Source organism: Pseudomonas marvdashtae (assembly GCF_014268655.2).
GTDB classification, from domain to species: Bacteria; Pseudomonadota; Gammaproteobacteria; order Pseudomonadales; family Pseudomonadaceae; genus Aquipseudomonas; species Aquipseudomonas marvdashtae.
Genome location: NZ_JABWQX020000001.1, coordinates 2,319,809 through 2,344,119, shown reverse-complemented (window position 1 = coordinate 2,344,119; position 24,311 = coordinate 2,319,809). Strand labels below are relative to the sequence as shown.

Annotated in this window: 23 protein-coding genes; 9 read left to right on the top strand and 14 right to left on the bottom strand. The window is 62.6% G+C overall.

All coding sequences use genetic code 11. The features are described from left to right. Positions 1-7: 7 nt before the first annotated feature. On the bottom strand, positions 8-670 hold the full coding sequence (locus HU742_RS10685; RefSeq protein ID WP_186631550.1) for an amino acid ABC transporter permease: 663 nt from the start codon (positions 668-670) through the stop codon (positions 8-10). A gap of 13 nt (positions 671-683) precedes the next feature. Further along, the gene (locus HU742_RS10680; protein WP_186642465.1) at positions 684-1,529 is read right to left on the bottom strand and encodes a transporter substrate-binding domain-containing protein; all 846 of its coding nucleotides are present in this window, start codon (positions 1,527-1,529) and stop codon (positions 684-686) included. 241 nt (positions 1,530-1,770) lie between these two features. Between HU742_RS10680 and HU742_RS10675 the strand changes: the two genes are divergently transcribed. Beyond that, positions 1,771-2,673 carry a LysR substrate-binding domain-containing protein gene (locus HU742_RS10675; RefSeq protein ID WP_186631544.1) on the top strand — a complete coding sequence of 301 codons (903 nt, stop codon included), beginning with the start codon at positions 1,771-1,773 and terminating at the stop codon, positions 2,671-2,673. Between the two features lie 19 nt (positions 2,674-2,692). Here HU742_RS10675 and HU742_RS10670 read toward each other — a convergent pair whose 3' ends face one another. From HU742_RS10670 to HU742_RS10630, 9 genes are all read right to left on the bottom strand, one after another. Beyond that, positions 2,693-3,046, bottom strand: coding sequence for a RidA family protein (locus HU742_RS10670; RefSeq protein ID WP_186631541.1), 354 nt, complete (start codon positions 3,044-3,046; stop codon positions 2,693-2,695). 9 nt (positions 3,047-3,055) lie between these two features. Further along, positions 3,056-4,234 carry an NAD(P)/FAD-dependent oxidoreductase gene (locus HU742_RS10665; RefSeq protein WP_186642464.1) on the bottom strand — a complete coding sequence of 393 codons (1,179 nt, stop codon included), beginning with the start codon at positions 4,232-4,234 and terminating at the stop codon, positions 3,056-3,058. Further along, a complete protein-coding gene (locus tag HU742_RS10660; protein ID WP_186642463.1) occupies positions 4,227-5,603 on the bottom strand; it encodes an FAD/NAD(P)-dependent oxidoreductase in 1,377 nt (458 codons plus the stop codon). Before HU742_RS10660 ends, HU742_RS10665 begins: the two co-directional genes overlap by 8 nt. Then, positions 5,600-5,953: a (2Fe-2S)-binding protein gene (locus tag HU742_RS10655; protein WP_186631533.1), complete on the bottom strand. Its 354-nt coding sequence runs from the start codon at positions 5,951-5,953 to the stop codon at positions 5,600-5,602. Before HU742_RS10655 ends, HU742_RS10660 begins: the two co-directional genes overlap by 4 nt. Further along, positions 5,943-7,085, bottom strand: coding sequence for an NAD(P)/FAD-dependent oxidoreductase (locus HU742_RS10650; protein ID WP_186642462.1), 1,143 nt, complete (start codon positions 7,083-7,085; stop codon positions 5,943-5,945). The genes HU742_RS10655 and HU742_RS10650 overlap by 11 nt, the downstream gene beginning before the upstream one ends. Then, positions 7,082-7,879 carry an ABC transporter permease gene (locus HU742_RS10645; RefSeq protein ID WP_186642461.1) on the bottom strand — a complete coding sequence of 266 codons (798 nt, stop codon included), beginning with the start codon at positions 7,877-7,879 and terminating at the stop codon, positions 7,082-7,084. Before HU742_RS10645 ends, HU742_RS10650 begins: the two co-directional genes overlap by 4 nt. 6 nt (positions 7,880-7,885) lie before the next feature. Beyond that, complete coding sequence (locus tag HU742_RS10640) at positions 7,886-8,758, bottom strand: ABC transporter permease (RefSeq protein WP_186642460.1); 873 nt, start codon at positions 8,756-8,758, stop codon at positions 7,886-7,888. After that, entirely contained in the window at positions 8,745-9,818 is a 1,074-nt protein-coding gene (locus HU742_RS10635) for an ABC transporter ATP-binding protein (RefSeq protein ID WP_186642459.1), read from the bottom strand. Before HU742_RS10635 ends, HU742_RS10640 begins: the two co-directional genes overlap by 14 nt. 67 nt (positions 9,819-9,885) lie before the next feature. Continuing rightward, entirely contained in the window at positions 9,886-10,962 is a 1,077-nt protein-coding gene (locus tag HU742_RS10630; RefSeq protein WP_186631518.1) for an extracellular solute-binding protein, read from the bottom strand. A 221-nt stretch (positions 10,963-11,183) separates the two neighbouring features. Between HU742_RS10630 and HU742_RS10625 the strand changes: the two genes are divergently transcribed. Further along, the gene (locus HU742_RS10625) at positions 11,184-12,071 is read left to right on the top strand and encodes a LysR substrate-binding domain-containing protein (RefSeq protein ID WP_186631515.1); all 888 of its coding nucleotides are present in this window, start codon (positions 11,184-11,186) and stop codon (positions 12,069-12,071) included. Positions 12,072-12,115: 44 nt separating this feature from the next. Here the strand turns inward: HU742_RS10625 and HU742_RS10620 are convergent, their stop codons facing one another. Beyond that, positions 12,116-12,910 carry a GntR family transcriptional regulator gene (locus HU742_RS10620; protein WP_186631512.1) on the bottom strand — a complete coding sequence of 265 codons (795 nt, stop codon included), beginning with the start codon at positions 12,908-12,910 and terminating at the stop codon, positions 12,116-12,118. A gap of 249 nt (positions 12,911-13,159) precedes the next feature. Between HU742_RS10620 and HU742_RS10615 the strand changes: the two genes are divergently transcribed. The 6 genes from HU742_RS10615 to HU742_RS10590 all read left to right on the top strand — a co-directional run bounded on the left by HU742_RS10615 (position 13,160) and on the right by HU742_RS10590 (position 19,328). Further along, a complete protein-coding gene (locus HU742_RS10615; protein ID WP_186642458.1) occupies positions 13,160-14,173 on the top strand; it encodes an SIS domain-containing protein in 1,014 nt (337 codons plus the stop codon). A gap of 2 nt (positions 14,174-14,175) precedes the next feature. Continuing rightward, complete coding sequence (locus HU742_RS10610) at positions 14,176-15,030, top strand: PfkB family carbohydrate kinase (RefSeq protein WP_186631506.1); 855 nt, start codon at positions 14,176-14,178, stop codon at positions 15,028-15,030. A gap of 62 nt (positions 15,031-15,092) precedes the next feature. Further along, the gene (locus HU742_RS10605; RefSeq protein WP_186631503.1) at positions 15,093-15,863 is read left to right on the top strand and encodes an ABC transporter substrate-binding protein; all 771 of its coding nucleotides are present in this window, start codon (positions 15,093-15,095) and stop codon (positions 15,861-15,863) included. Positions 15,864-15,887: 24 nt separating this feature from the next. Beyond that, entirely contained in the window at positions 15,888-16,577 is a 690-nt protein-coding gene (locus HU742_RS10600; RefSeq protein ID WP_186631500.1) for an ABC transporter permease, read from the top strand. After that, the gene (hisM, locus tag HU742_RS10595) at positions 16,574-17,275 is read left to right on the top strand and encodes a histidine ABC transporter permease HisM (protein WP_186631497.1); all 702 of its coding nucleotides are present in this window, start codon (positions 16,574-16,576) and stop codon (positions 17,273-17,275) included. The genes HU742_RS10600 and hisM overlap by 4 nt, the downstream gene beginning before the upstream one ends. A 109-nt stretch (positions 17,276-17,384) precedes the next feature. Then, positions 17,385-19,328: a sigma-54-dependent Fis family transcriptional regulator gene (locus HU742_RS10590; RefSeq protein WP_186642457.1), complete on the top strand. Its 1,944-nt coding sequence runs from the start codon at positions 17,385-17,387 to the stop codon at positions 19,326-19,328. Positions 19,329-19,403: 75 nt separating this feature from the next. Here HU742_RS10590 and aldA read toward each other — a convergent pair whose 3' ends face one another. Continuing rightward, positions 19,404-20,840 carry an aldehyde dehydrogenase gene (aldA, locus tag HU742_RS10585; RefSeq protein ID WP_186642456.1) on the bottom strand — a complete coding sequence of 479 codons (1,437 nt, stop codon included), beginning with the start codon at positions 20,838-20,840 and terminating at the stop codon, positions 19,404-19,406. Positions 20,841-20,907: 67 nt separating this feature from the next. Next, positions 20,908-23,085, bottom strand: a complete 2,178-nt coding sequence (locus HU742_RS10580) for a PQQ-dependent dehydrogenase, methanol/ethanol family (RefSeq protein WP_186642455.1) — start codon at positions 23,083-23,085, stop codon at positions 20,908-20,910. Positions 23,086-23,385: 300 nt separating this feature from the next. Between HU742_RS10580 and HU742_RS10575 the strand changes: the two genes are divergently transcribed. Further along, entirely contained in the window at positions 23,386-24,282 is an 897-nt protein-coding gene (locus HU742_RS10575; RefSeq protein ID WP_186642454.1) for an alpha/beta fold hydrolase, read from the top strand. Positions 24,283-24,311: the final 29 nt, after the last annotated feature.

Here is a 24,311-nt window from a genome sequence, read left to right as displayed (position 1 = left end):
GCCGGCCTCAGTGTTGGAAAGGTCGTTGCAAGCGGGCCGAGAGCCGTCCCGTCAACAGTGCCAGGATTCCCACCAGCGCCAGGTAGATCACGCAGATGGCGCTGAACATTTCGATCGCACGAAAATCCGTGGCGATGCGATCCACCGCGACAAACGTCAGTTCGGCGAGGCCGATGGCCTGCAGGTAGGAGGAGTTCTTCAAGAGTGAAATGGCGGTGTTCAACATCGCCGGCAGACTGGTCCGAAAGGCGATGGGCAAGGCCACCAGGCAAAAGTAATGCGCCGGCTTGAGGCTCAGGGCGACGCTGGCTTCACGCATGCCCTGCTCCACAGTCGCCAGCCCGCCCCGCACATTCTCGATCTGATAAGCCCCGGCCCAGAGCGACAGGCACAACACCCCCGACCAGAACAGCGACAGGCCCATGCCAATGGCCGGCAGCCCGTAGAATATGAAGAACAGCTGCACCAGGATCGGCGTATTGCGGATCAGCTCCACATACAACGCCACGACCTGCGCCAGCACCGGCACCTTCATTACCCGCGCCGCGCCGCCCAGTACACCGATGAGCAACGAGCAAACGATGGCGAGCACCGATACTCGCAACGTCATCTGCACGCCGTCGAGCAGCGCTGGCCACTGGGCCAGCAGGTAGTTGAAATCGAAATCCATGGCTGACGTCCGCTCAAAGGGCTTCGGCAGGCTTGGGCTGCTCGAAGACGCTTATGTAGTAGCCCTGGATACCCTGTGGCACGAACTGCTGGATCCAGCCACGGAACAGCTTCTCCTCGTGCATGCGCGCGATGGCGGCGCTGAGGTAATCGCGCCAGGCCTCGTCGTTCTTGCGCACGCCGATTGCGGCATCGGAGATCTGGAACGGCTCGTTGAGCAGCCGCGCGTCCTTGTCGTTGTCGGCCACCACCACGAGCGTCGCGGCATCGTGGGTGTAGGCATCGGCCCGGCCCTGGCGGAAGGTCTGCAGCGCATCGGCGGCGCTGTTCATGCGCAAGGTCTTGACCTCGGGCATATGGTCCTCGAACCACTTGGCCTGCACCGAGCCCTTGAGGGTGGCCAGGGTCTTGCCCTTGAGGTCGGAGATCTTCCTGATCGGACTGTCCTTCTTCACCACCACGTCGCTGGCGCCCCACCGATACGGCGTGGTGAAGTCGATCACCCGCAGGCGTTCAGGGGTGACGCCGAGGGTCGCAATCAGGAAATCGACTTTGCGCCCAAGCAATTGCGGAACGCGGTTTTCCGCCGTGACACAGGTGAACGACACTTTGTCTTTCGAACCCAGCGACCACAATGCGATCTGCCGAGCCATCTCCACTTCGACGCCAGCGAACTGGCCGCCTCCGTCCTGGAAGCCGTAGGGTGGTTGATCGCAGCGCACGCCGGCACGCAGCTGGCCGGCCTCCTTGATCTCATCGGGAACCGCAGGCAGCTCGGCCGCGTGGACCTGGGCCAGACCACCCAGCGCCAGGCACGAAAACGTCAGCGCACTGCCAAGAATCTTGAATGAAAACGACATGATGCCTCCTGGTTTACATATCGGTATCGAACGGCGCAGAGGCTGGACGACACCATGAAATACAAGGGCAGAAATGAGATAAAGAGCGGCGTTTTTTTATGCTTATGACTGCCGTATGCTCGAACCGCATCGCCGTTCCCGCCTTGGCGTTCACGTCGATGTAATGAATTTATAAAGCCTGTAGCTCATGCAAACAAATGACAATTCATTAGTCATTCATACCGAATTGATATGGGACGCCATGAACTTCAAACAAGTCGAAGCCTTTCGCGCGGTCATGTTGAGTGGTTCGATGACCGCCGCAGCCGAGTCCCTGCATACCTCTCAGCCGAACATCAGCCGATTGATCGCCCAGCTGGAGCGCAACGCCGGTTTCAAGCTGTTCGAACGGGTCGCCGGACGCTTGCTGCCGACCGATGAGGGGGCCGCGCTGTTCGCCGATGTCGAACGAGCGTTCATCGGCCTGCACAGCCTTGAAAAGTCGGCACAGAACATCCGGCGCGCCGGCACGGGGCGCTTGCGCATCGCCGCAGTCCCTTCACTGTCGCTGACGGTGCTGCCGCGGGTGATCCAGCGCTTTCGCCAGGAGAACCCCGACGTCGCTATATCGCTGCATACCAACGACTCACCGATGGTCGGTCATTGGACGGCCTCGCAGTTCTGCGACTTGGGGCTGGCGTCGTACGTCGGCGAGGACATGCCAGGGGTGACGACCAAGGCAATTTGCGACGTGCCAGGGGTTTGCGTGTTTCCCAAGGGCCACCGACTCGGCGCGCTGACGTGCATCGGGCCGGAGGATCTCAAAGGTGAGGAGTTCATTTCGCTGTCGCAAAATGACGGCTCTCGCGCCCGGGTCGACCGGGCGTTTCCCGAGGACCGGAGCCACCGCAAGCTGAGCCTGGAAACACCTTATGCAGCCACCGCTTGCTCACTGGTGGGACTGGGCTTGGGCGTGAGTATCGTCAGCCCGATCGTGGCGCTGGAGTACCTGCACACCGGCATCGAAACCCGCCCGTTCCGCCCGCAGATACGCTTCTCGACCTACCTGCTGCTGCCGGCAGACAGGCCGCAGAGCCTGCTCACGCAACGGTTCGGGCTATTGATTCATGAAATGCTCACCGACGTCGCGAAAGACTGGCAGTGAGCAATGACGCCGCTGGCAATCAACTGGCGGCGATAACGGTGATCTCCACCAACAGGTCCGGGGCCGCGAGACGCGATTCCACGGTGGCGCGCGCCGGTGCATGACCTTCCGGGGCCCAGGCGTCCCACACCTCGTTCATACCGGCGAAATTGGCCTGGATGTCCGACAGCCAGACCTGGGCGCTGAGAATGCGGGTCTTGTCCAGGCCGGCCTGGGCCAGGTAGCTGTCGATTTTCGCTAATACCTGGGCGGTCTGGCCCTTGATGTCCTGGGTCCGGTCAGTGGCCGTCTGGCCGCCGAGAAAGGTCAGGCCATTGCATTGAACGACACGGCTCATGCGTTGATTGGTTTCAATCCGGGTGATATCCAGCATGTGAACTCCTTAGTGTTGCGACAGGGTTGAGGTGGGTTGGATAGCTGAAGCTGCCGCTTTTGCGGCAACGTCGAAACGATCGATGGCGAAGGGTTCCAGGGAGATGTCCGAGTGTTCGCCCAGGATCAGTTGGGCCAGGCGTTGGCCGGTGCCAGGGCCCATCTGAAAGCCGCTGCCACAAAAGCCGAATGAGTAACTGAGGTTGCTGGCCTTGCGACTGGCGCCGATCACCGGCAGGTCATCGGTGGTAAAGGCTTCGACACCGGCCCAGACGCGATTGACGCCCAGGTGTTGCAAATGCGGGAACAAGTCGGTGACAGTCCGTGCGCTGCTGCCCAAGCGCGCCATGTCGACCTCGCCATGGCGCGAGAGAAAATCCAGTGACCCGATCAGCTTGCCACCAATCACCACCGTGCCGTTGGCGAATTGCTTGAACGACAAGGCCCTCGTCGTGGCGCCCAGCACCGGGACACAGAACGGCGCGACCCGATGGGTGACCATCAACATCAGGCCTTCGGGATGCGCCGGAACCGGCTCGCCAACTTGTGCCGCCAGCTCGGCGGCCCAGGCGCCTGCCGTCACCACCAGGTGCTCGGCGCTAAAACAGCCATTTTCGGTGCGTACCTGCCATCGGGCGCCGGCCTGTTCGATCCGTTGCGCCGGGGTGTTCTCGTGGATCCGTACCCCGCGCTTCTGCGCAGCCAGGCGAAACGCGGTGACGGTCCTGTAAGGCACCGCGTAGCCATCGTCCTCGACCCAGATGCCGCCGGTCACATGCCTTGAAATGCTCGGCACTTTCTCGAACACCTGATGCTGATCGATCAACACTTCATGGGCGAAACCCAACGCCTGGAGGTGCTCGACCCGGTGCCGGCACTCGAGCAGCTCTGCCGCGTTTTCCGCCAATTTGAGCTGGCCGCTGGGGACAAAACCGCCGTCATCGCCCAAGGTGCTTTCAAGGTTGTGCCAAAGGTCTCGCGAGGCCAACGCCAATGGAATCTCCGCCGCGTGGCGTCCCAGGGTACGTACCCCGCCGGCGTTGACGCCCGAGGCGTGGCGACCGCAATACTGCGCTTCCAGCACGGTCACCTGGACGCCAGCCTGCGCGAGGAACAGCGCCGTGCTCAGGCCATGGATGCCGCCGCCGATGATCAGCACGTCCGCCCCGCGTTCGCTTGCCTTACTCACCGGCCAGTTCCCCCAGGGTGATGGGCTTGATCGGCGGCCGAATCCGGTAGTACCCCACCTCGGCCGCCGAAACGCCGCGAGCCTTGGCGATCACTTCGGTCACGGTCAGGCCGCACATGCGCCCCTGGCAAGGCCCCATGCCGCAACGACCAAACGCCTTGGCCTGATTAGGACCCGCGCAACCCAGGGCGACGAAGGCGCGCAGTTCACCCGCCGTCACTTCCTCGCAGCGGCAGACCATCACCCCGTCGGCGGGAATCCGGTTGTGCTCCTTGGGCTGATACAGCGCGTCGAGAAAAGGCCGGATCCGCAGGTTGGCGTCCAGTTGCAGGCGCAAACGGCGCGCCTGTTCATCGCGATCGGAGCCGCTGATCGCCTTGAGCTGCGCGGCAATCCCCAGCGCCGTCAGTTGCCCCTGCAACGCCGCCGCCTGCGCCCCGCCGATGCCAGCGCCGTCCCCGGCAACGTAGACCCCCGGCACATCCAATTCCCCCCATGGATCGCTGACCGGGGTGAAGCACAGCTGTTGCGAGTCCCATTCGTGGCGGGCGCGCAACGCCTGGCTGAACTGAATATTCGGCACCACGCCTTGATGCAGCAATACGCAGCGCGTGGCGACGCGGTGCGTCTTGCCGGACACACTGAATGTCAGGGCTTGCGCCGCCTCGTCGCCTTCAATCGCCAAGTGTTCGGCGCCGCTGTAGTGAGGGATATTGGCGGCACGCAGGCTGCGCATCAGGTCCAATCCTTTGCGCAGGTAAGGCCAGGCTCGCAGGGCCGAGAACAGGTGACGACGGGCGCGCCAGTAATCTTCGGCGCGCGTGGTGTCGACCAAGGCCTTGATCGTCACACCGGCGCGCAGGTACTGCCAGCCGAGCAGGTACAACAGCGGACCACAGCCGGCCAATACCACCGGTTCGCTCGGTGCCAGGCCCGAACTTTTCAAGAGGATCTGCGCCGCACCGGCGCTCATCACACCGGGCAAGGTCCAACCGGGAATCGGAAACGGCCGCTCCATGGCGCCGGTTGCCAACAGCACGACTTTGGCGTCCAACGTATACAGGCGCCCTTCACGCAGATAACTGACCTGGCGATCCCGCGTCACCTGCCACACCGATGCGGCTTTTTCATAACGCACGCTCGAAGCGGCCAAGGCCTGGACCCATTCGTTGCCCTGCGCATAATCGGCTCCCAACAGGTCCCGGCGCGACAAAGGCGCCAGGCTGACGCCCCGGTAGATCTGCCCACCCGGACTCCCCTGCTCATCCAGCAGCACCACGTGCAAACCCAGCTCGGCCATCCGGCTCGCCGCCGCCATGCCGGCAGGTCCGGCGCCAATCACTACCACATCAACGGTTTCATGATTCATGACGGTTGCTCCACGGCCTGGATATCCATTGGCTGATAGGCCAGGTCCCGCGCGCCCTCCTGGGAGCGCACGCGCATGCCCTCGGCCACTTCCACCAAACAACTTTGGCGGTTGGGCACGCCGTCGATGTCCACCAGGCATTCGAAGCACACGCCCATCATGCAATACGGCGCCCGGGGCGACTCACTCACCGGCGTGGCGCGAAATCGGCTGATGCCGCTCATCAGCAAGGCGGCGGCAACGCTGGTACCGGCCGGTACGCTCAGCGATTGGTCGTTGAAGGTCAGGCTCACTGTCCGCGTCGGCCTGCCTTCGCTGACAATCGGTTGAAAGAGCGGATCAGTGCGCATGTGAAAATACCTTGTCAGTTAGAAAACGATCGCCGCTGAACACCCCCAGCTCCGCCGGCCGGGCCCCACCCATGATCCACGGCGCGATACGCAGGGCGTGAGCGGCGGCCAGGGTGACGCCGCTGTGACAGGTGACGACGAACGCCCCCGGATGCACGCTCGACTGCTGGTAGATGGGGAACCCGTCCGGGCTCATCACTCGCAAGGCCCCCCAGGCCCGGACCAGCCGAACGTCGCGCAACAAGGGGAAGGTCGAGACACCGCGCCGGGCAATAGCGGCCAGCACCTCGGTGGAGGTGCTGTCGTCGAAGCCCACCTCCTCCATGGAGTCGCCCAGCTGTACGGTGCCCTCATCGGTCTGGCGCACGTTAAGCGTCGGGTATGGCAGGAACGGCCGGACCCGCTCGCTGATCAGCACCTGCCCGCGATTGGGCGCCACCGGTGCGTGCAGGCCCACCTGCGGCCCCAACGTCGCGTTGCCCAACCCGGCCGCGAGGACAATCCTGGGCGCGACGAAGCTGCGGCGCCCGGCCCTCACACGAAACTCACCGGGGGCATAATCAATGCGCTCGACCTGCACGCCACCCTGCAATCGGGCGCCCTTGGCCTGCGCCGAGGCATGCAGGGCGCGAAGCAATTTCAACGGATTGACGTGGCCGTCCTGGGGCGTATAGCTGGCGCCGATCACCGCAGGACCGATCAACGGCAGGCGCGCTTTTACCTCGGCGGCATCGAGCATTTCGAAAGGATATTCACCCAACGCATCCTGCAAGGTCTGCAGGCGCGACTGGCGCTCCAACAGTTCTTCGTCGTTGAAGCACATATGGAAGCCGCCTGGTTGCTTGAGCTGGACATCGATGCCGCTGTCGGCCAGCAACGCTTGGGCAAACGCCGGCCAGCGCGTGGCCGAGGAGCGCGTCCAGCGTGAATAATCCGTCAGGTCATGGCCTTTGCCCTGGACCCAGACCAGGCCAAAATTGCCCCGTGACGCACGGAATGCATCATCGCCCTGATCGAGCACCTGAACTTCGGCACCCTCGCGCGCCAAGCCGTAGGCCACCGCCATTCCCACCAGTCCGCCGCCGACGACGATCACGTCCGACTGCACAACGTCGTGCCTGTCCTGGCTCATTTGCTTTCTCCGATCAATACCCGATCCAGCCCGACCATGCGATCGAGCACCAGCATCAACAACAACGTGCCGATGATCAGGACCGTGGAAACCGCCGTGATCAGAGGGTCGATGGTCTGGGAGATCTGGTTGTACATGGCCACCGGCAAGGTGGTGGTGCCCGGTGTGGCGACGAATACCGTCATGGTCAACTCATCGAAGCTCTGGATGAACGCCAACATCCAGCCACCGATCACCCCCGTACGGATACGCGGCAACACCACTCGATAAAAAGCGGTCCAGCGCCGCGCCCCGAGCGACAACGCCGCCTGTTCGATGTCGCGCTCAAGACCGATGGTCGAAGCCAGCGTCAGCCGCAAGGCATAGGGCAACACCACGATGACATGGGTGATGCTCAGCGCCCAGAACGAGCCGCCAATCTGCGCCATCGAGAAAAACCGCAGGAACGCAATGCCCAGCACCACGGACGGAATCATCAACGGCGAGAGCAGGAAGCCGGTCAGTGTGCTGCGTCCGGCAAACTCGTAGCGACTGATTGCCAACGCCGCGGGGACCGCCAGCAGCGTCGCAGCGGTGGCCGACACCAGGCCCAGGTTGAGTGACAGGAAGAAGGCGTCGAGCATTTCCTGGTTTTCAAGCAGCGCCCGGAACCAGCGCAACGACAAACCGTCGGTGGGCAACGACAGGTAGCCCTTGTCGGTAAAGGCGATTGCCATCACTACCACCAGCGGAGCGACGATGAAGGTGATGAACAACAGATGGAACAGCAGTGAGAAAAATCCGTTCTTGTGCATGGCCGGTTACTCGAAGACTTGCTTGAAGCGGCGCTCGGCCAACTTGCTGCAACCCAGGATGATGATCAGGTTGGCAACCAGCAGGAGCATTGCGATGGCGGCGCCGAGGGGCCAGTTGAGGGTGCCGAGGAATTCGTCATAGGCCGCGGTCGCCACGACCTTCAGGCGCCGCCCGCCGATGATCGCCGGCGTGGCGAAGGCGGACGCCGCCAGGGCGAAGACAATGATCGAACCGGAAAGAATGCCGGGCATGATCTGCGGCAGGATGATCCGGCGAAACACCGTCAGGCGCGATGCGCCCAGGGACAATCCGGCCCACTCCACTTGCAGGTCCAGGCGCTGCAAGGTGGCCCACACGGCAATCACCATGAACGGCACCAGCACATGGGTCAGCGCGATGATCACACCGAGTTGGGTGAAGAGCATTTTCACCGGTTGGTCGGTAATCCCCAGCGCCTGCAAGGCATCGTTGATCAACCCGTTGTTGCCCAGCAGGATCGCCCAGCCGAGCGTTCGCACCACCACCGAAATCAACAGCGGCCCGAGCACCACCAGCAGGAACAACGAGCGCCAGCGCGGCGCCATGCGCGCAATGATGATGGTCTCCGGTACGCCGAGCAGCACGCACAACACGGTGACGGCCAGCGCCAGGCCGCCCGTGCGCAGGAAGATGTCGTGGAAGTAACCGTCCTTGAATACCTCGAGGTAGTTGCCGAGGCTGTAGGTCGGCAACACCCCCTCGGTGTCGCTGAACAGGTTGAGCGACAACACCGCCGTCAGGAGCAAAGGCACCAGCAGCAACGCGACGAATACCAGCAACGCCGGGCCGCTGAGCAACCAGGGAACGGCACCGACATGTTCGGCATCATACCTGGCCATGGGCAACCTCCCGGTCCAACAGGCGCAGATCGTCGTCGGACCAATCCAGGCCAACTTCATGGCCTTCGTCAGGCGGCGGAGTGCCGAGGTTCGGCTGGGTCATGTGGACCATGCCCAAGTGGGTTTCCACCGCGATCAGCCAAAGATTGCCAAGGAACACGCGCAAGCGGATACGCCCGTTCAGACGCCCGTGGCCGGCCTGCGCCAGGCGAATCTTCTCCGGGCGGATGTAGACATTGACTTCATTGCCCAGCGTCCGGTCTTCATGGGGCACATGCAACAGCGTGTCCTTGACCTGCACGTGGCAACACCGCTCGTTACGGGTTTGCACGGCACCGGCGAAGGCGTTGGTCTTGCCCAGGAACGCCGAGGCGAAGGGTGAATGGGGGCGCTCGTATGCTTCATACGGGGTGTCGATCTGCACGATCCGACCCTTTTGCATCACCGCGATGCGGTCGCTCATGGTCATGGCTTCGACCTGGTCGTGAGTCACCAGGATGGTGGTGATACCCAGGTCGCGCTGGATCGCCCGCAGTTCGATGTGCATCTCTTCGCGCAGCTTGGCGTCGAGGTTGGACATCGGTTCGTCGAGCAACAGCAGGTTCGGGCGGATGGCCAGGGCGCGGGCAATTGCCACCCGCTGGCGTTGCCCTCCGGAGAGTGCCTTGGGGTAACGCTCGCCCAGGCCGTCAAGGCGCACCAGCGCCAGCGCCTCGTCCACGCGCTGGCTGCGTTCGGCCTTGGCTACGCCGCGCATTTCCAGGCCGAAACTGATGTTCTGCGCAACAGTCATGTGCGGAAACAATGCGTAGCTTTGGAAAACGATGCCCAGCCCCCGTTGCTCGGGCCGCACGTGGGTAATGTCGCGTCCGTCGAGGACGATCCGCCCTTGCGTGGGCTGAACGAAGCCGGCAATGGATTGCAGCGTGGTGGTCTTGCCGCACCCGGAGGGTCCGAGCAAAGCGATGAACTCACCGTGCCGGACCTCCAGGTCCAAGCCGTCGATGGCTTTGAAACTGCCGTACGTCTTGACGATGCCTTCGAGCGTGAGAAATGCCATTGGCGTGCCACGCAGGCCGGGCCTGCGCCTCCAGAATGGTTACGAGAAGGATCCGAGCCAGTGGCTGCTAGCGTTCGACCGTGCGATTCCAGCGTGTCGTCCATTCGCTGCGCTGCTGGTTGATCGTGTCCCAATCGACCTGGATCAGCGCATTGACCTTCTCCGGCCCATAAGGCATCCGTGCGGCAATCTCCGGCTCAAGGGTGACGGTCTGGTTGACCGGCGCGAAGCCATTTTCCCGGGCCTGGATTTCTTGCACCTGGGGAGACAGGACGTACTGGATGAATTGCTGCGACAGCTCGGGCTGGGCGTTTGGCGTGATGCCGCAGGCGGCGACCTGCAAGGCGATACCGCCCTCTTTCGGGTAGATGAACTTGAGCGGAAAACCGGTGCCCTGCAACGCCACCGCACGGCCACTGCCATACACCGCCATGACCACGTCGCCGTTCTGCATCATGCCGTCCATTTCACCCGGCGCCGACACCCAGGCCAGGACGTTGGGGCCGATCTCGTCCTTCAGGGCCTTGAAGCCAGGGTCGATGTTCTTCTCGCCGCCGCCGCGCAACCGGGCCATCTGCACCAATGTGTGCAAGCCATAGGTGTTGGTCACCGGCGGCATGCCCAGCAACTGTTTGTAGCGCGGATTGGTCAGGTCTTCCCAGGAGTCCGGCGGGGTCCAGCCACGCTGCTTGAACGCCTCCTCGTTGTAGCCAATGCCTGTGGCGACCACCCCGATCCCAGTCGCCTCGGGGCTGATTCGCGCCAACGGATACAGGTCTTTGTAGATCGGCGCGTCGCTGAGCTTTGCGCAGAGCCCCATTTGCAGCGCCTGGTACATCGGCCCGTCGTCCATCATCGCCACGTTGATCTGCTGGCGTCCTTTCTGGGCCTGCAATTTGGCCAGGGTTTCGGTGGAGTTGCCGGCGACGTAGACCACCTTGACGTTGTGCTGCTTTTCGAACGCGGGGATGACCTTGGTCTTGTACATCTGCTCGGTGGAGCCGCCTACACCGGCGACATAAAGCGTCGGTTCGGCGAAAGCGGCGCCGCTGCCCAACCCGGCGAGGGCCAAGGTGACAGCGGCGGCGAGGCGGCTCAGAGGGCGAAACGGCGATGTGGCTGAAGGCGAGTTATGGCTATTCACAGACTATCTCCGAAGTGCGTGGGGCAGATCGAACAATGCGTCAGTCGCTTCGGCGTCAATCGAAGCCATGCAGCACGCTGCATGTTCGGCGAATCCATCACGCCGATGGCGCATCTTCATGTGCGCTATGGGTTGCTGGTCTGGAGTATTGGATGCACCATCCATAGGGTCAAATCAGAATATGCGGGCGAGTTATTCATATTTGATATGGGGAGGCAGGTGTGAATCTCAGGCAAATCGAAGCATTCCGCAGCGTCATGCGACTGGGCTCGATGACCGCGGCGGCCGAGGTGTTGTATACCTCGCAGCCCAACGTCAGCCGGTTGATCGCCCAGTTGGAACTGAGCACCGGGTTGACGCTGTTCAAGCGCGCGGGCGTACGGCTGATCCCAACGCAGGAAGGCCAGGCGTTCTTTCATGAAGTGGAACGTGCCTATGTCGGCCTCGACAGCCTCAAGCATTCGGCGAAGAACATTCGCAACCTGGGCACCGGGCGCTTGCGCGTGGCGGCCGTACCATCGACTGGCCTGAGCTTGCTTCCGGCGGTCATCAAGCACTTCACCAGCACTCGGCCGGAACTCACGGTGTCACTGCACGTGAACTCTTCGCCGACGGTGGAGCAATGGGTGAAATCGCAGTTCTGCGACATCGGCATCGTGGTCCATCCCGGCGACGTCAACAGCCAGCACGTCGAGTTGCTCGCCGAGCGAGCAGCCGTGTGCGTGTTGCCTGGCGCGCATCCGCTGGCTGAACGAGCGCAGATCACCTTCGAAGATCTCGAAGGGCAACCCTTCGTTTCGCTCTGCCACGGCGACGGAACGCGCGCACAGGTGGACGGGTTATTCGAACAGGCCGGCGTCGAGCGGGTGATGGCGGTCGAAGCGCAATACAGTGCGATCAACTGTGAAATGGTAGCGCTCGGCATGGGCATCACCCTCGCCCATCCGCTGGTTGCCAAGGACTATCTGCACCGGCAAATCGTGATCAGACCGTTCATCCCGGATATCCTTTTTCCGACCTACGTAATCTGGCCCGCCGCACAAACCAGGACACGCCTGGCCGAGGAATTCGTCGATACGTTGAAGGCCTATTACCGGGATGGTGATTGATGCGGCTGCCACCCAGATATGGCGAATCTGGGACATCGCCGCTGCTATCGTTCCACCAGCAAGTCGCTATTGACCCGACTGTCGGCCAACTTGAACACCACCCGCTGGGGATGGTTGACCGACACCAGGTATTCCACTGGCCGCCCCTGGCGATCGAATATCACGCCCCGATAGACCAGCGCAGCCGTCCCCGGCTCGACGTCGAGCAAGCGCGCCTCCTGATCGTTCATCGTGGCGATGCTCAGCGTGCCCTCGTCGCTTTCGATTTCGATCTGGTAGCGCGATAGCAGCAACGCGTACAGCGACGCCCCCTCAATCAGGTCGCCCGCCACCAGTTCCGGCACACGGGCGGCCGGGATGTAGCTGGTCTCGATGCAGAATGGCTTTTGATCCACGGTGCGCAGACGCCTGATGGTCAGCAACGGGTCGCCTTCCTGGATCTTCAGCAGTTTCGCCACGCGCGCGCTGGCCTGGGTTTGCTCGAAGTAGAGCAATTTACTCCCGGGCCGCGCCCCCGCCTGCTCGACGACTTCGGCGATGCCTTTGCGCGCGACGGTATTGAGTGGTCGCTCGACACCGGGCGCGGTCACGAAGGTGCCACGGTTGCCCCGCCGCTCCAGGACCCCACGGTCGATCAGCGTCTGCAAGGCCTTTCGCAGCGTCATCCGGCTGATGCCCAAGTGCTCGGCCAGGTCCCGTTCCGCCGGGATCCGCTCAGTCGGCCCGAACTCCGGGCGCTCGAGCATTTCCAGCAGTGCCTGGACGGCCTGCCAGGCCACCTGCTTGCGTTCGGGCGCCAGATGCGCCACATCGGAGGACTTCGGAGGGGCTACTTTCATGGTCTACATCCTGGATTATTTTTTCAGCCACGGCATTGCAACGACACCCAGCGGAAAACCGTCGCAAACCCGCCAACCTTAAGATGCCACCGAAATAACGGCCCTGAGCAGGCGTTCAGCACCGCTCCGCGCGCTCATTAGACCATGGAGGAAAAGCCTTGTAATGGTATTTTTCGTGGTATAGCTTTTGGTCTAAATGGTGACCATGAACAGCACATGATTCACCGTAACAAAGCCCCAGGAGCTCACATGGCGATCCAGTTCAACCAGGAAGCCTTCATCTCTTCCTTGCAGCAATCCGTGCAAATCGTCGACGACGCCCAGCAGTTCGGCCAAGAGCTGGCCACGCGAATCGACCGCATCTACTTCGTCAGTTGCGGCGCCCCCAACCGCATCATGCTCGGCTTGCAGTACTGGCTTGAGCGCTACAGCCAGACACTGGAAGTGCGGCGTTATTTTCCGGCCGACTTCATCGACATCAATCCGCCGCGCTTGGATGAACGCACCTTGGTGGTCCTTGCCTCCAAATCCGGCACGACCCAGGAAACCATCGCCGCCGCCCGTTTCCTGCAGGACAAGCCCTGCCTCACCGTAGGCGTGACGCAAACCGCCGAGCTGCCGCTGGCCCAGGCGGTCCAACATTGCTTCCTGCTGGGGCGTACCGATGAGGCGTATTTCGGTTGTTTCATGATCCTCCAGGCGCTGGTCGGCGGGATCCTCGCCAAGCGCGAAGGCTGGCCGTTGCTGGACAAGCTCACTCGCTCGCTCAAGGCACTGCCGCGAGCCCTTGCCGAGGCCGCCGTCAATAACGACCGGCGCGCCACCGAGGAAGCACGCCTGTATAAAGATGATCGCGTGATGTATTTCCTCGCCTCGGGCCCGATGTTCACCACGGCCTATGTATTTGGCGTTTGCGTGGTGATGGAAAGCCAGTGGCTGCACTGCCTGCCGGTGGAGGCCGCCGAGTTTTTCCATGGCCCGTTCGAAGCCATCGACGCGACTACGCCGCTGCTCCTGTTGGTGGGTGAAGACCCCAGCCGGGCGCAGATGGAACGCGTGGTGCGGTTCTGCCAGCGCTACACCGAACGGGTCATGGTCTATGACGCCAAGGACTTCACGATGGAGGGCATCGATCCCGAGATCCGCGCGATTGTCGCGCCCTACATCGTCGGCATCGCCGTGGAACGCATCGCCGCTCATCTCGCGGTCTGGCACGAGCAGCCGCTGTCGACGCGCCGCTACATGTGGAAAACGGAGTACTGAGCATGGCCAGCCTGATCGCGGTCGGCGACAACACCATGGACGTGTACTTGGACCGGAACATCGAATACCCCGGTGGCAATGCACTCAACGTGTCGGTAATGGCCGCCCGGCTGGGTGTTCGCAGTGCCTACCTGGGCCGCGTTGGCGATGACCGGCAAGGCCAGTACCTGCTCGACTGCCTGCAACAGGAAGGCGTCGATGCGTCCCGTTGCCGGATGCTGGCGGGAAACAATGGCTGGGCGTGTGTCGACAGTATCGATGGCGAGCGGGTGTTTCTCGGCAGCGACCCTGGCGTGTGTCGCCAACTGCGGCTCGATGCCGACGACCTGGCCTATATCGGGACGTTTGGGCTGGCCCACAGCAGCCTCTACAGCGGCCTGCAAGATCAATTGGCCCAGGTTCGCCAGGCCAGTGGTTGCCTGTCCTTCGACTTCTCGGACAACTGGGTCGAGTTCGACTGGCAGGCGCTGATCCAGCACGTCGACATCGCTTTTTTCTCGGCGGCCGAGCACTCCTCAAAACAAGCCGTCGAGTTGGCGAACTCACTGCGGGCCATGGGCCCGGCGGTAGTGGTCATCACGCGGGGGGCTCAAGGCGCCATCGCGGTCGACGCCCGAGGGACGTACGAACAACCTGCGCTGCCCTGCACGTTCGTTGACAGCATGGGCGCCGGCGACGGTTTTATCGCCGCGTTCCTGCTGGCCTGGCAGGCACGCCAGTGCCTCGCCGACTGCCTGTCAGAGGGTGTCGGTTACGCCGGACAGGTGTGTGGCTGGAACGGCGGCTTTGGCCATGGTCAAGCCGTCGACGCCGAGCGCGTCCAACAACTCAAACGCGCCTTGAACCTTCAAGGCTGAACCCTGCTGCCGCGGGCCAATGCCCGGGACGGCTCCACCCACCTGTCGTGGATACCCTGTCGATGAAAAGATGTCTGATCGGTTTGATGCTCCTGGCCAGTCCATTGATGACTTGGGCCGCCAGCGAAGAGCTACGTTTCGGGGTCGATCCCACCTACCCGCCGTTCGAGTCCAAGCGACCGGACGGCACGCTGACCGGATTCGATATCGAGTTGGGCGAAAGCCTCTGCGTCGAGTTGAAACGGCGTTGCGTGTGGGTGGAAAACGCCTTCGACGGCATGGTTTCGGCCCTCAAGGGCAAGAAGTTCGACGGGATACTCTCGGCCCTGTCGATCACCGAAGAACGCAAAGCTGAAATTGCCTTTTCCAACACCCTCTATGACACCCCGGCACGCCTGGTCGCCCCTGAAGGCAGCCCGTTGCAGCCGACAGCCGAATCCCTGCGTGGCAAGCGCATCGGCGTGCAGCAGGGCAGTGTCTTCGAAGTCTATGCCAAGCGGATGTGGGGCGCCAAGGGCGTGGAAGTTGTGCCTTATCAGAGCAGTGACTTGACCTACTCGGACTTGATCAACGGTCGGCTGGATGCGGCATTCGACGACGCCATCGCGGTGGCCGAAGGCTTGTTGAAGAAGCCCATGGGCAAGGGTTTCGGTTATGCCGGCGAGGTGGTCAAGTCACCGGAGATCTTCGGCCCGGGCACCGGGATCGGCATGCGCAAAAGCGACACCGCCCTGGCCGGCGAAATCAACCAGGCGCTCGAACGGATCCACCAGAACGGCACCTATGAACGCATCGCCAGGAAGTACTTCGACTTCGATATCTCACCGAAGTGAACCACTCGAGTGGAGCCTGACAGCATGTTTCTCGAGGGATACGGCTATCTGATTTTCCAGGGCGCGTGGCTGACCGTGCAGGTGGCCACGTGGGCTGCCTGTGTCGCCTTGGTCCTGGGCCTGCTCGGCGCCTTGGCGAAACTTTCGCCACTGGCACCTTTACGACTGGTGGCCACGGTCTATACCACGCTGGTGCGCAGCGTTCCTGACTTGGTGCTGATGCTGCTGATCTACTACAGCGCGCAGATCGGACTCAACCAGATGGCGGAAGCGTTTGGCGGCGAATCGTTCCAGTTGAACCCTTATGGCACCGCGATCGGCACGTTGGGGTTCATCTACGGAGCCTACTGCGCCGAAACCTTCCGCGGCGCCTTCCAGGCGATTCCGTTCGGCCAACTCGAAGCAGCCCGCGCCTATGGCATGAGCCATTGGCAAGTGCTGCGGCGTATCCGCCTGCCGCAGATGATGCGGTTCGCATTGCCCGGCATTGGCAATATCTGGCAAGTGCTGTTGAAAAGTGCCGGCCTGATATCGCTGCTGGGCCTCAACGACATGGTTCAGGTGGCCAAACAGGCGGGCAATGCGACGTCGAGACAGATGTTCTTCTATCTGGTGGTTGCGGTGATATTTTTCGCCTTCGCGATCCTTTCCAACCTGGTGCTCAAACATCTGGAACGACGCTACAGCCTTGAGCCGCAGCGGAGAGTGTCATGATCGAGATCCTGAAAGAGTTCGGACCGAGCTTCCTCTGGTCGGACGGTTATCGCTGGAGCGGCCTGGCCGTCACGCTCTGGCTGTTGGTGACGTCCGCCGTTATCGGCTTGCTCGTGGCCATACCGTTGGCGCTGATTCGCACCTACGGCAACCGCTGGCTGGCCCTGGCGATCCAGCTGTACACCTTGGTGTTCCGCGGCACCCCGCTGTTCGTGCAATTGCTGATCATCTACAGCGGCCTGGCGAGCCTGAGCCTCATCAGGGAATCACCGAGCCTGTGGTGGTTCTTTCGTGACGGCATGCACTGCGTGATCCTGGCCCTGGCCTTGAACACGTGCGCCTATACCATCGAAATCCTCGCTGGCGTGCTACGCACGACACCACGCGGCGAGATCGAAGCCGCCCTTGCCCTGGGCATGACCCGCCGCCAACTGTTCATTCTGGTGCTGATACCGAGCATGCTGCGCCGGGCACTCCCGGCCTATAGCAACGAAGTGATCTTTGTCCTGCATGCCACGGCCATCGCCTTTACCGCGACGGTTCCCGACATCCTTAAAATCGCTGCGGATGTCAACGCGGCCACCTTCAAGACCTTCCAGGCCTATGGCATCGCCGCCCTGCTTTACATGCTGCTGGCGTGTGCGCTGGTGGCGGTGTTCCGATTGGCAGAGCGGCGGTTGTTGGCGTATCAGCGTTAAGCGGGTAAAACCTGGGAGGCTGAAAATTCACGCTTCAGCGTCTATGGTAGATAGCTAATAACAAGATCCCAGTGAAGCCTCTTGGGCTTCACCGCTGATGGAGCCTTTCATGACCCTGCATGACACGCAGACGATCCCCAGCGAACTCGCGGCGTTCGTCAACGACCATTTTTCCGGGCGCGGCCTCAGGCCCGATGGGGTCATTGCACAGTCCTGGTACCGCAGCGTCGTGCAGCACCGGCTGGATCCGGGCGCGGCGAGCCGCAAGAATATCCTTGGCGCCGAGGACATCCGTCGTCACCAGGAACAGCATCAGCAATATCTTTCCATTGCCAGCCAGGGTGTGAACGGCCTGGCCCGGCGCGTGGTGCCCGCCGGCTTTGCCGTGCTGCTGAGCGATGAGCACGGCATCACCCTGGATTCCCGGCTGCCCAGCCAGCACGATGCCTACACCCGATCCGGGCTGGTGGTGGGCGCGCGGTGGGATGAGTCGGAGGTCGGCACCAACGGCATCGGCACGACCCTGGCGGCGGCGCAACCGCTGATCATTCACCGGGAAGAGCACTTCCTGGCGTCCAACTTCCGCCTGAGCTGCTCGGTGGCGCCGATCTTCGACGCGCAAGGCTTGTTGCGCGGTTGCCTGAATGCGACCTGCATGAACAACGAGGGTCCTCGGGAAAGCCAGTACCTCACGTTGCAACTGGTGATCATGTACGCCCGCCTGATCGAGAACGCACACTTTCGCCAGAGCTACCGCGACCGCCTGACCCTGTCCCTCAAACCCATCGATGAAATCGCCGACCTGGCCAACGAGCAACTGCTCGCTTTGGATGAAAGCGGTCGCATCATCGGGGCCAACCGTGCCGCGTTTGTCGCCTTGGATCTGGCCGACAATCCCAGATTGCTCGGCGCTCGCATCGACAGCCTGCTCCCAACCACGGTGGACGAATTGCTCCAGCTGACCAAGGGTGGCGCCCAGGGGGTGCGCTTGCGTGGCCTGCGTGATGAGGCCTTGCTGGACGTCGGCCTGCGTATCCCCTCCGAACAGCACCGCCCGCTGCCCGTCGCCCGCCCCGCCCTTCAGGCCCACCCGGAACTGCAACAACTCGCAGGTAGCGATGCCCGGCTGCAACAGAACGTGCGGCGCGTGCGCAAGGTGATCGACAAGGGCATTGCGATCCTGATCACCGGCGAGACCGGCACCGGCAAGGAGGCCTTTGCCCGTGCCATTCACCATGCCAGCAGTCGTCGCGCCGGACCTTTCGTTGCGCTGAACTGCGCGGCTATCCCGGAGACGTTGATCGAGAGCGAACTGTTCGGCTATCGCGCCGGCAGCTTCACCGGCGCCAACCGAAAGGGCATGAAAGGCAAGCTGGAACTGGCAAACGGCGGCACCCTCTTTCTCGATGAGATCGGCGACATGCCCGCCCACCTGCAAACCCGCTTGCTACGCGTGCTGGCAGAACGAGAAATTTCGCCACTGGGGGCCGAGGCGCCGGTGATGCTGGACGTCCAAGTGATCTCGGCCACCCATCAGGATCTGCACAGCATGATCGGCGAGAAGCGCTTTCGCGAAGACTTGTTTTATCGCCTCGCCGGCATGAACCTCGCGCTGCCGGCGTTGCGCGAGCGCAGTGACCGAGCCGAGCTGATCGACACGCTGCTCGCAGCCCAGACCGACGCCCGCGGGTTGCGGCTGGACGCCGATGCCCGCCGATGCCTGTTCGATTACCCATGGCCCGGCAACATTCGCCAGCTGCTCAACAGCCTGCGCTACGCGGTGGCCCTGGCCGAAGGCGGCGTGATCGATCTGGACTGCCTGCCCTGCGAATTGCTGACACCGCAGAGGCTGCCAATGGCTACCGGCGTTAAGCCGCAGGCCGGCAATCTGGAAGAACAACTGGGCGGCGAAGAGTCCCGCCACTTGCTGGGCACTCTGCGCCGGCATCGCTGGAACATCAGCGCCGCCGCGACGGACCTGGGCATCTCGCGCTCGACGCTGTATCGCAAGATGAAAAAGCACGGCGTCGTCGCGCCCAACGACCAGCCCTGATACCACGTCCGCGCCAATAGAAAATGCCGACGCCCCGTGCAGGGCGCCGGCATTTTTTTAGGCCCAGGCCATGGATCAGATTTGTATGTAGACCACGTGGGTGTGGGTGTATTCATACAAGCCGTGCTTGCCGTCCGCGCCGCCAATACCGGACTTGCGCGTGCCCGCATGGAAGCCCTGCATCGCTTCGAAGTTCTCGCGATTGATGTAGGTTTCGCCAAAATCCAGTTCATGACTGGCGCGCATGGCCGCGCTCAGGCTGCGGGTGTAGACCGATGAAGTCAGGCCGTATTCGCTGTCGTTGGCCAGGGCGATGGCTTCGTCCAGGTCTTCGACGATCTGGATCGGCAACACCGGGCCAAAGATCTCCTGGCGCATGATCGCCATGTCGCTGCCACAGCCGGCCAGAACGGTTGGCTGGTAATGGAAACCCTGGCCCTTGTCGGCCACGGCGCCGCCAGTCACCACTTCGGCGCCCTGCCCCGTGGCGCTCTTGACCATTTGCGCGACCTTGTCCAGCGCGGCCTGATTGATCAGCGGCCCCATGTCCAGATCGTCTTTGGCCAGCGGGTCGCCGTACCGGGTAGCGGCCATCGACGCGGCAATCTGCTCGATGAACTGATCGGCGACCTTGCTTTCGACGTACACCCGCTCGGCGCAGTTGCAGACTTGCCCGGTGTTGATCACCCGCGACGCGGTGACGGCCTTGACCGCCAGCTCCAGGTCGGCGTCCGCGAGCACGATAGCCGGCGCCTTGCCCCCCAGTTCCAGGTTGAGCTTGGTGATGTTCGGCGCCGCCGCGGCCATGATCCGCGAGCCAGTGCCGACGCTGCCGGTAAAGCTGATCAGATCAATGCCGGCATGGCTGGTCAGCTGATGCCCCACTGTCGCCCCCGTGCCGCTGACCACGTTGAACACCCCGGCCGGCAGGTCGGTCTCGGCCACCAGGCGGGCGAACTCGAAGCAATTGATCGGGGTTTCTTCACTGGGCTTGATCACGATGGTGTTGCCGGTCACCAAGGCCGGCGCCATTTTGCGAGCGATCAGGAAGAACGGAAAGTTCCACGGCAAGATACCGGCCACCACACCCAGGGGTTTGCGCAGCAGGAAGATGCTTTCGCCGACGCGGTCGCTGGTCAGCACCTCACCTTCGAGACGCCGTGCCCATTCGGCCATGTAATCCAGGTAATCGGCGGTGAAGTTGACCTCCACCCGCGCCAGCCCCAGCACCTTGCCTTGCTCGGCGGTAATGATGTGGGCGAGTCGTTCGGCGTTGTCGCGCACTTTGCTGGCGATCTTGCGCAGGTAGCCGGCGCGTTCGATGGCCGGTCGGGCCGCCCAGCTTCTCTGCGCCTTGCGCGCCGCGGAAATAGCCGCTTCAACGTGCTCGCCACTGGCTTCGGGCACCCGCGCCAACAGTCGGTCGTTGGCCGGGTTGCGCACTTCGATGCTGGGGTCGCCAGGAACGAAGGCGTTGGCGATGAAGTTCTGGTAATCGATGATTTCGTTCATGTGCTTGCTCTCGCGGACGGTGTCGAAAACGATGCAGGGGCGCCCCGCCCCCCTGCATCGCGGGCGTTCATTTGGCGCTAAAGGTTTTCCAGACGCCGCCTTCCTGCTGCAGGTCGTGGGCGCGCTTGATCAGGTATTGATGAATCTGCTCCACCTGTGCCGGCGTGAAGGCGTCGGCAAAGGACGGCATGCCGTCGGGCACTCGGCCACCGAAGAGAATGCCGAGGAACATCTGGTGTTTTTCCGGCGTCAGCTTGCGCAGGTCCGGCAGCACGCCGCCGCTGACCGCATGGATGCCGTGGCACTGCGAGCAATAGCCGTCATAAAGTTTGCCGCCGGCGTCCACCGCGGCGGTGTCACCGGTCAATGGCGGCGGTTTCGGGGTGTCGGCAAGCGGTGCCGGCTCGTTGAGCTTGGCGGTGCCGCCCAGTTTGTAGGTCAACACCTGGGAAAACGGCCGGACCCCGGCGCGCAAGGACAAGGCACCCGCGAACGTCGAGAAGGCACCGCCCCAACCGGCCATGAAGGTGACGTATTGCTCACCATCCACGCTGTAGGTAATCGGCGCAGCCATGACACCACTGGCCGCTGGCTGCTCCCAGAGTTTCTTGCCGGTATCGGCGGCATAGGCGATTACCCGGCCATCGGCGCTGCCCTCGAACACCAGGTTGCCGGCGGTGCTCAAGGTGCCGCCGTTGAAGATCGTCACGTAGGGCACTTCCCAGGCCGGTTGCTGCTTGACCGGGTCCCAGGCGATGAGTTTGCCCGACCAGCCCTTGGCCATTTCCAGCAACCCATCGGCGTCCTCGGGCATCATCCCGGTGCGCAGGCCCAGTTGGTACATGCTCTTGAACGGGTTGCGCTTGGGCGCCTCGGGGATGTGTTCGTAATAGGCGGACATGATGTGCGCCGGGATGTACACCAGGCCGGTGTTCGGGTTGTAGGACATCGGCTGCCAGTCGTGGGCGCCCCAGAACGCGGGCGTGACCAACTTGCGCTTGCCGTCCTTCCAGTACGCGGCGTTCTCGTCATCGACGATGGGCCGCCCGGTCTTCATGTCCATGCCCTTGGTCCAGCTTTGCGGAACGATGCCCTTGGCCGACAGCAGCTCACCCGTGGCGCGGTCGATCACGTAGAAAAACCCGTTTTTCGGCGCCTGCATCAGCACCTTGCGCGGCTTTCCATCGATCGGCAGGTCCGCCAGGATCATGTGCTGGGTGGCGGTGTAGTCCCAGGCGTCTCCGGGCGTGGTCTGGTAGTGCCAGGCGTACTCGCCCGTGTCGGCATTGACCGCGACAATCGAGGACAGGAACAGGTTGTCGCCCTTGGCCTGGCTGCGCCATTTCGGGTCCCACAGCGAACCGTTGCCAACGCCGATGTACAGCAGATTCAGATCCGGGTCGAAGGCGAAGGAGTCCCAGGCCGTGCCGCCACCGCCTTGAGCAACGTAGGCATCGCCGTGCCAGGTCTTGGCGGCGATGGCCATGGCCTTGTCTTCCGGCGGCAGCTTGGGGTCACCCGGCACCGTGAAGAAACGCCAGGCCTGCTTGCCGGTTTCGGCGTCGTAGGCGGTGACATAACCGCGTACGCCGAACTCGGCACCACCGTTGCCGATCACCACTTTGCCGTTGACCACGCGAGGGGCACCGGTGATGGTGTAGCTGCGCGTGTGATCGGCCCGGGTGTCCACCGACCAGGCGCGCTGGCCGGTCTTCGCATCGATGGCCTCCAGGCGACCATCGAGCACACCCACGTAGACCTTGCCCTTCCACACCGCGACGCCACGGTTGACCGCATCGCAGCACGCCTCGCCGGCGCGGTTGCGGTCGGACTTGGGGTCGTACTTCCAGATCAGCTTGCCGTCGCGTGCGTCCAGGGCGTAGACCACGGAGAACGGACCGGTGGTGTACATCACGCCGTCGACCACGATAGGCGTGGCTTCGACGCCCCGATCCAGGTCCAGCTTGTAGCTCCAGGCGAGCCCCAGCTGGCCGACGTTCTGGTCGCTGATTTTCTTCAATGGGCTGTAGCGCTGCTCGTCGTAGGTGCGGCCGGTGCTCATCCAGTTACCGGGCTCCTGATCGGCGGCGATGATGCGCTTGCCGTCGACATTCGCTGGCATGTCCTGGGCCCAGCCCGGCGCGGCATTGAGAGTCAGCGCCAGCACGACAAATAGCGTCTTGAGCGGAACACGAAGGGGCGCGCTCCGAGAAGCAGTAGGCACGGCGAGGCCAATCTGTGTCATGGGGGAACTCCTGATTCTTATTAGTAGCGAAGCCATTGCGCTGCGCACCAGAAGAGGAGCAACCCCCATGCCACCGTTTTAAAAATCGTCGCAGGTCCCGTTTTACGGGGCTTTCAAGCCAGGTTACGGGTTGCATCGGCATGCGACAGTTGTCGCATTTGCCGGGACAGCTGTGCCACGCCTGCCACACCCCCTGCGCGGTTGCACACGATCCGTGAAGAAAGCGCTCACACGCCGCGCCCTGGCAGGAAGGATCGTTCGCTCTAAAATAGGCGCAACAATCAGAAGGAGCGCCAAGCGATGTTTGCCTCATTTGAATCGGGCCGATGCCAAGTCAACGGTATAACCGTCAACTACCGCAAAGGTGGAAGCGGCCATGGCTTGCTACTGCTTCACGGGCACCCGCAGACTCACGTCATCTGGCACAAGGTCGCCGAGCCCCTGGCGAAGTATTTCACCGTGGTCGCGGCGGATCTTCGCGGCTACGGCGATAGCGACAAACCGGCAAGCGACGCCGAGCACCTCACCTACTCCAAGCGGCAGATGGCCCTGGACGGGTTGGGTCTCATGCGCGAACTGGGATTCGTAAAGTTCGACGTAATGGCTCACGACAGAGGTGCTCGGGTGGCCTTTCGCATGGCGATGGACCATCCAGACGCAGTGAAGCGGTTGATCACCCTGGATATCGCTCCAACGCTGGCGATGTATGAACAGACCAACGAAGCTTTCGCCCGGGCCTATTGGCACTGGTTTTTCTTGATTCGCCCCGCGCCCTTCCCCGAGACGCTCATCGAGGCTGATCCAGAGCTGTATCTGCGCAGCGTCATGGGCGCTCGCAGCGCTGGCATGGCGCCTTTTACCGACTCAGCGTTCGCTGAATATCTGCGATGCCTGGCACTTCCTGGCGCCGCCCATGGTGTGTGTGAAGATTACCGAGCCAGTGCCAGTATCGATTTGGAGCATGACAAGAGCGATCTGCAAGCCGGGAAGAAACTTTCAACGCCATTGCTTGCGTTATGGGGGGCTGACGGCGCCGTGGGCCATTGCTTCGATCCGCTCGGCGAATGGCAAAAAGTGGCGACTGACGTGCGAGGAAAAGCGTTGCCGTCAGGGCATTACATTGCAGAGCAGGTGCCGGAGCGGTTAGTTGACGAGGCGCTTGAATTCCTGCTCCCGTCGGTCCCCGGCGTCAGGTAAGTTCCCGCGGTCAAACGGGTTGCGCGAGG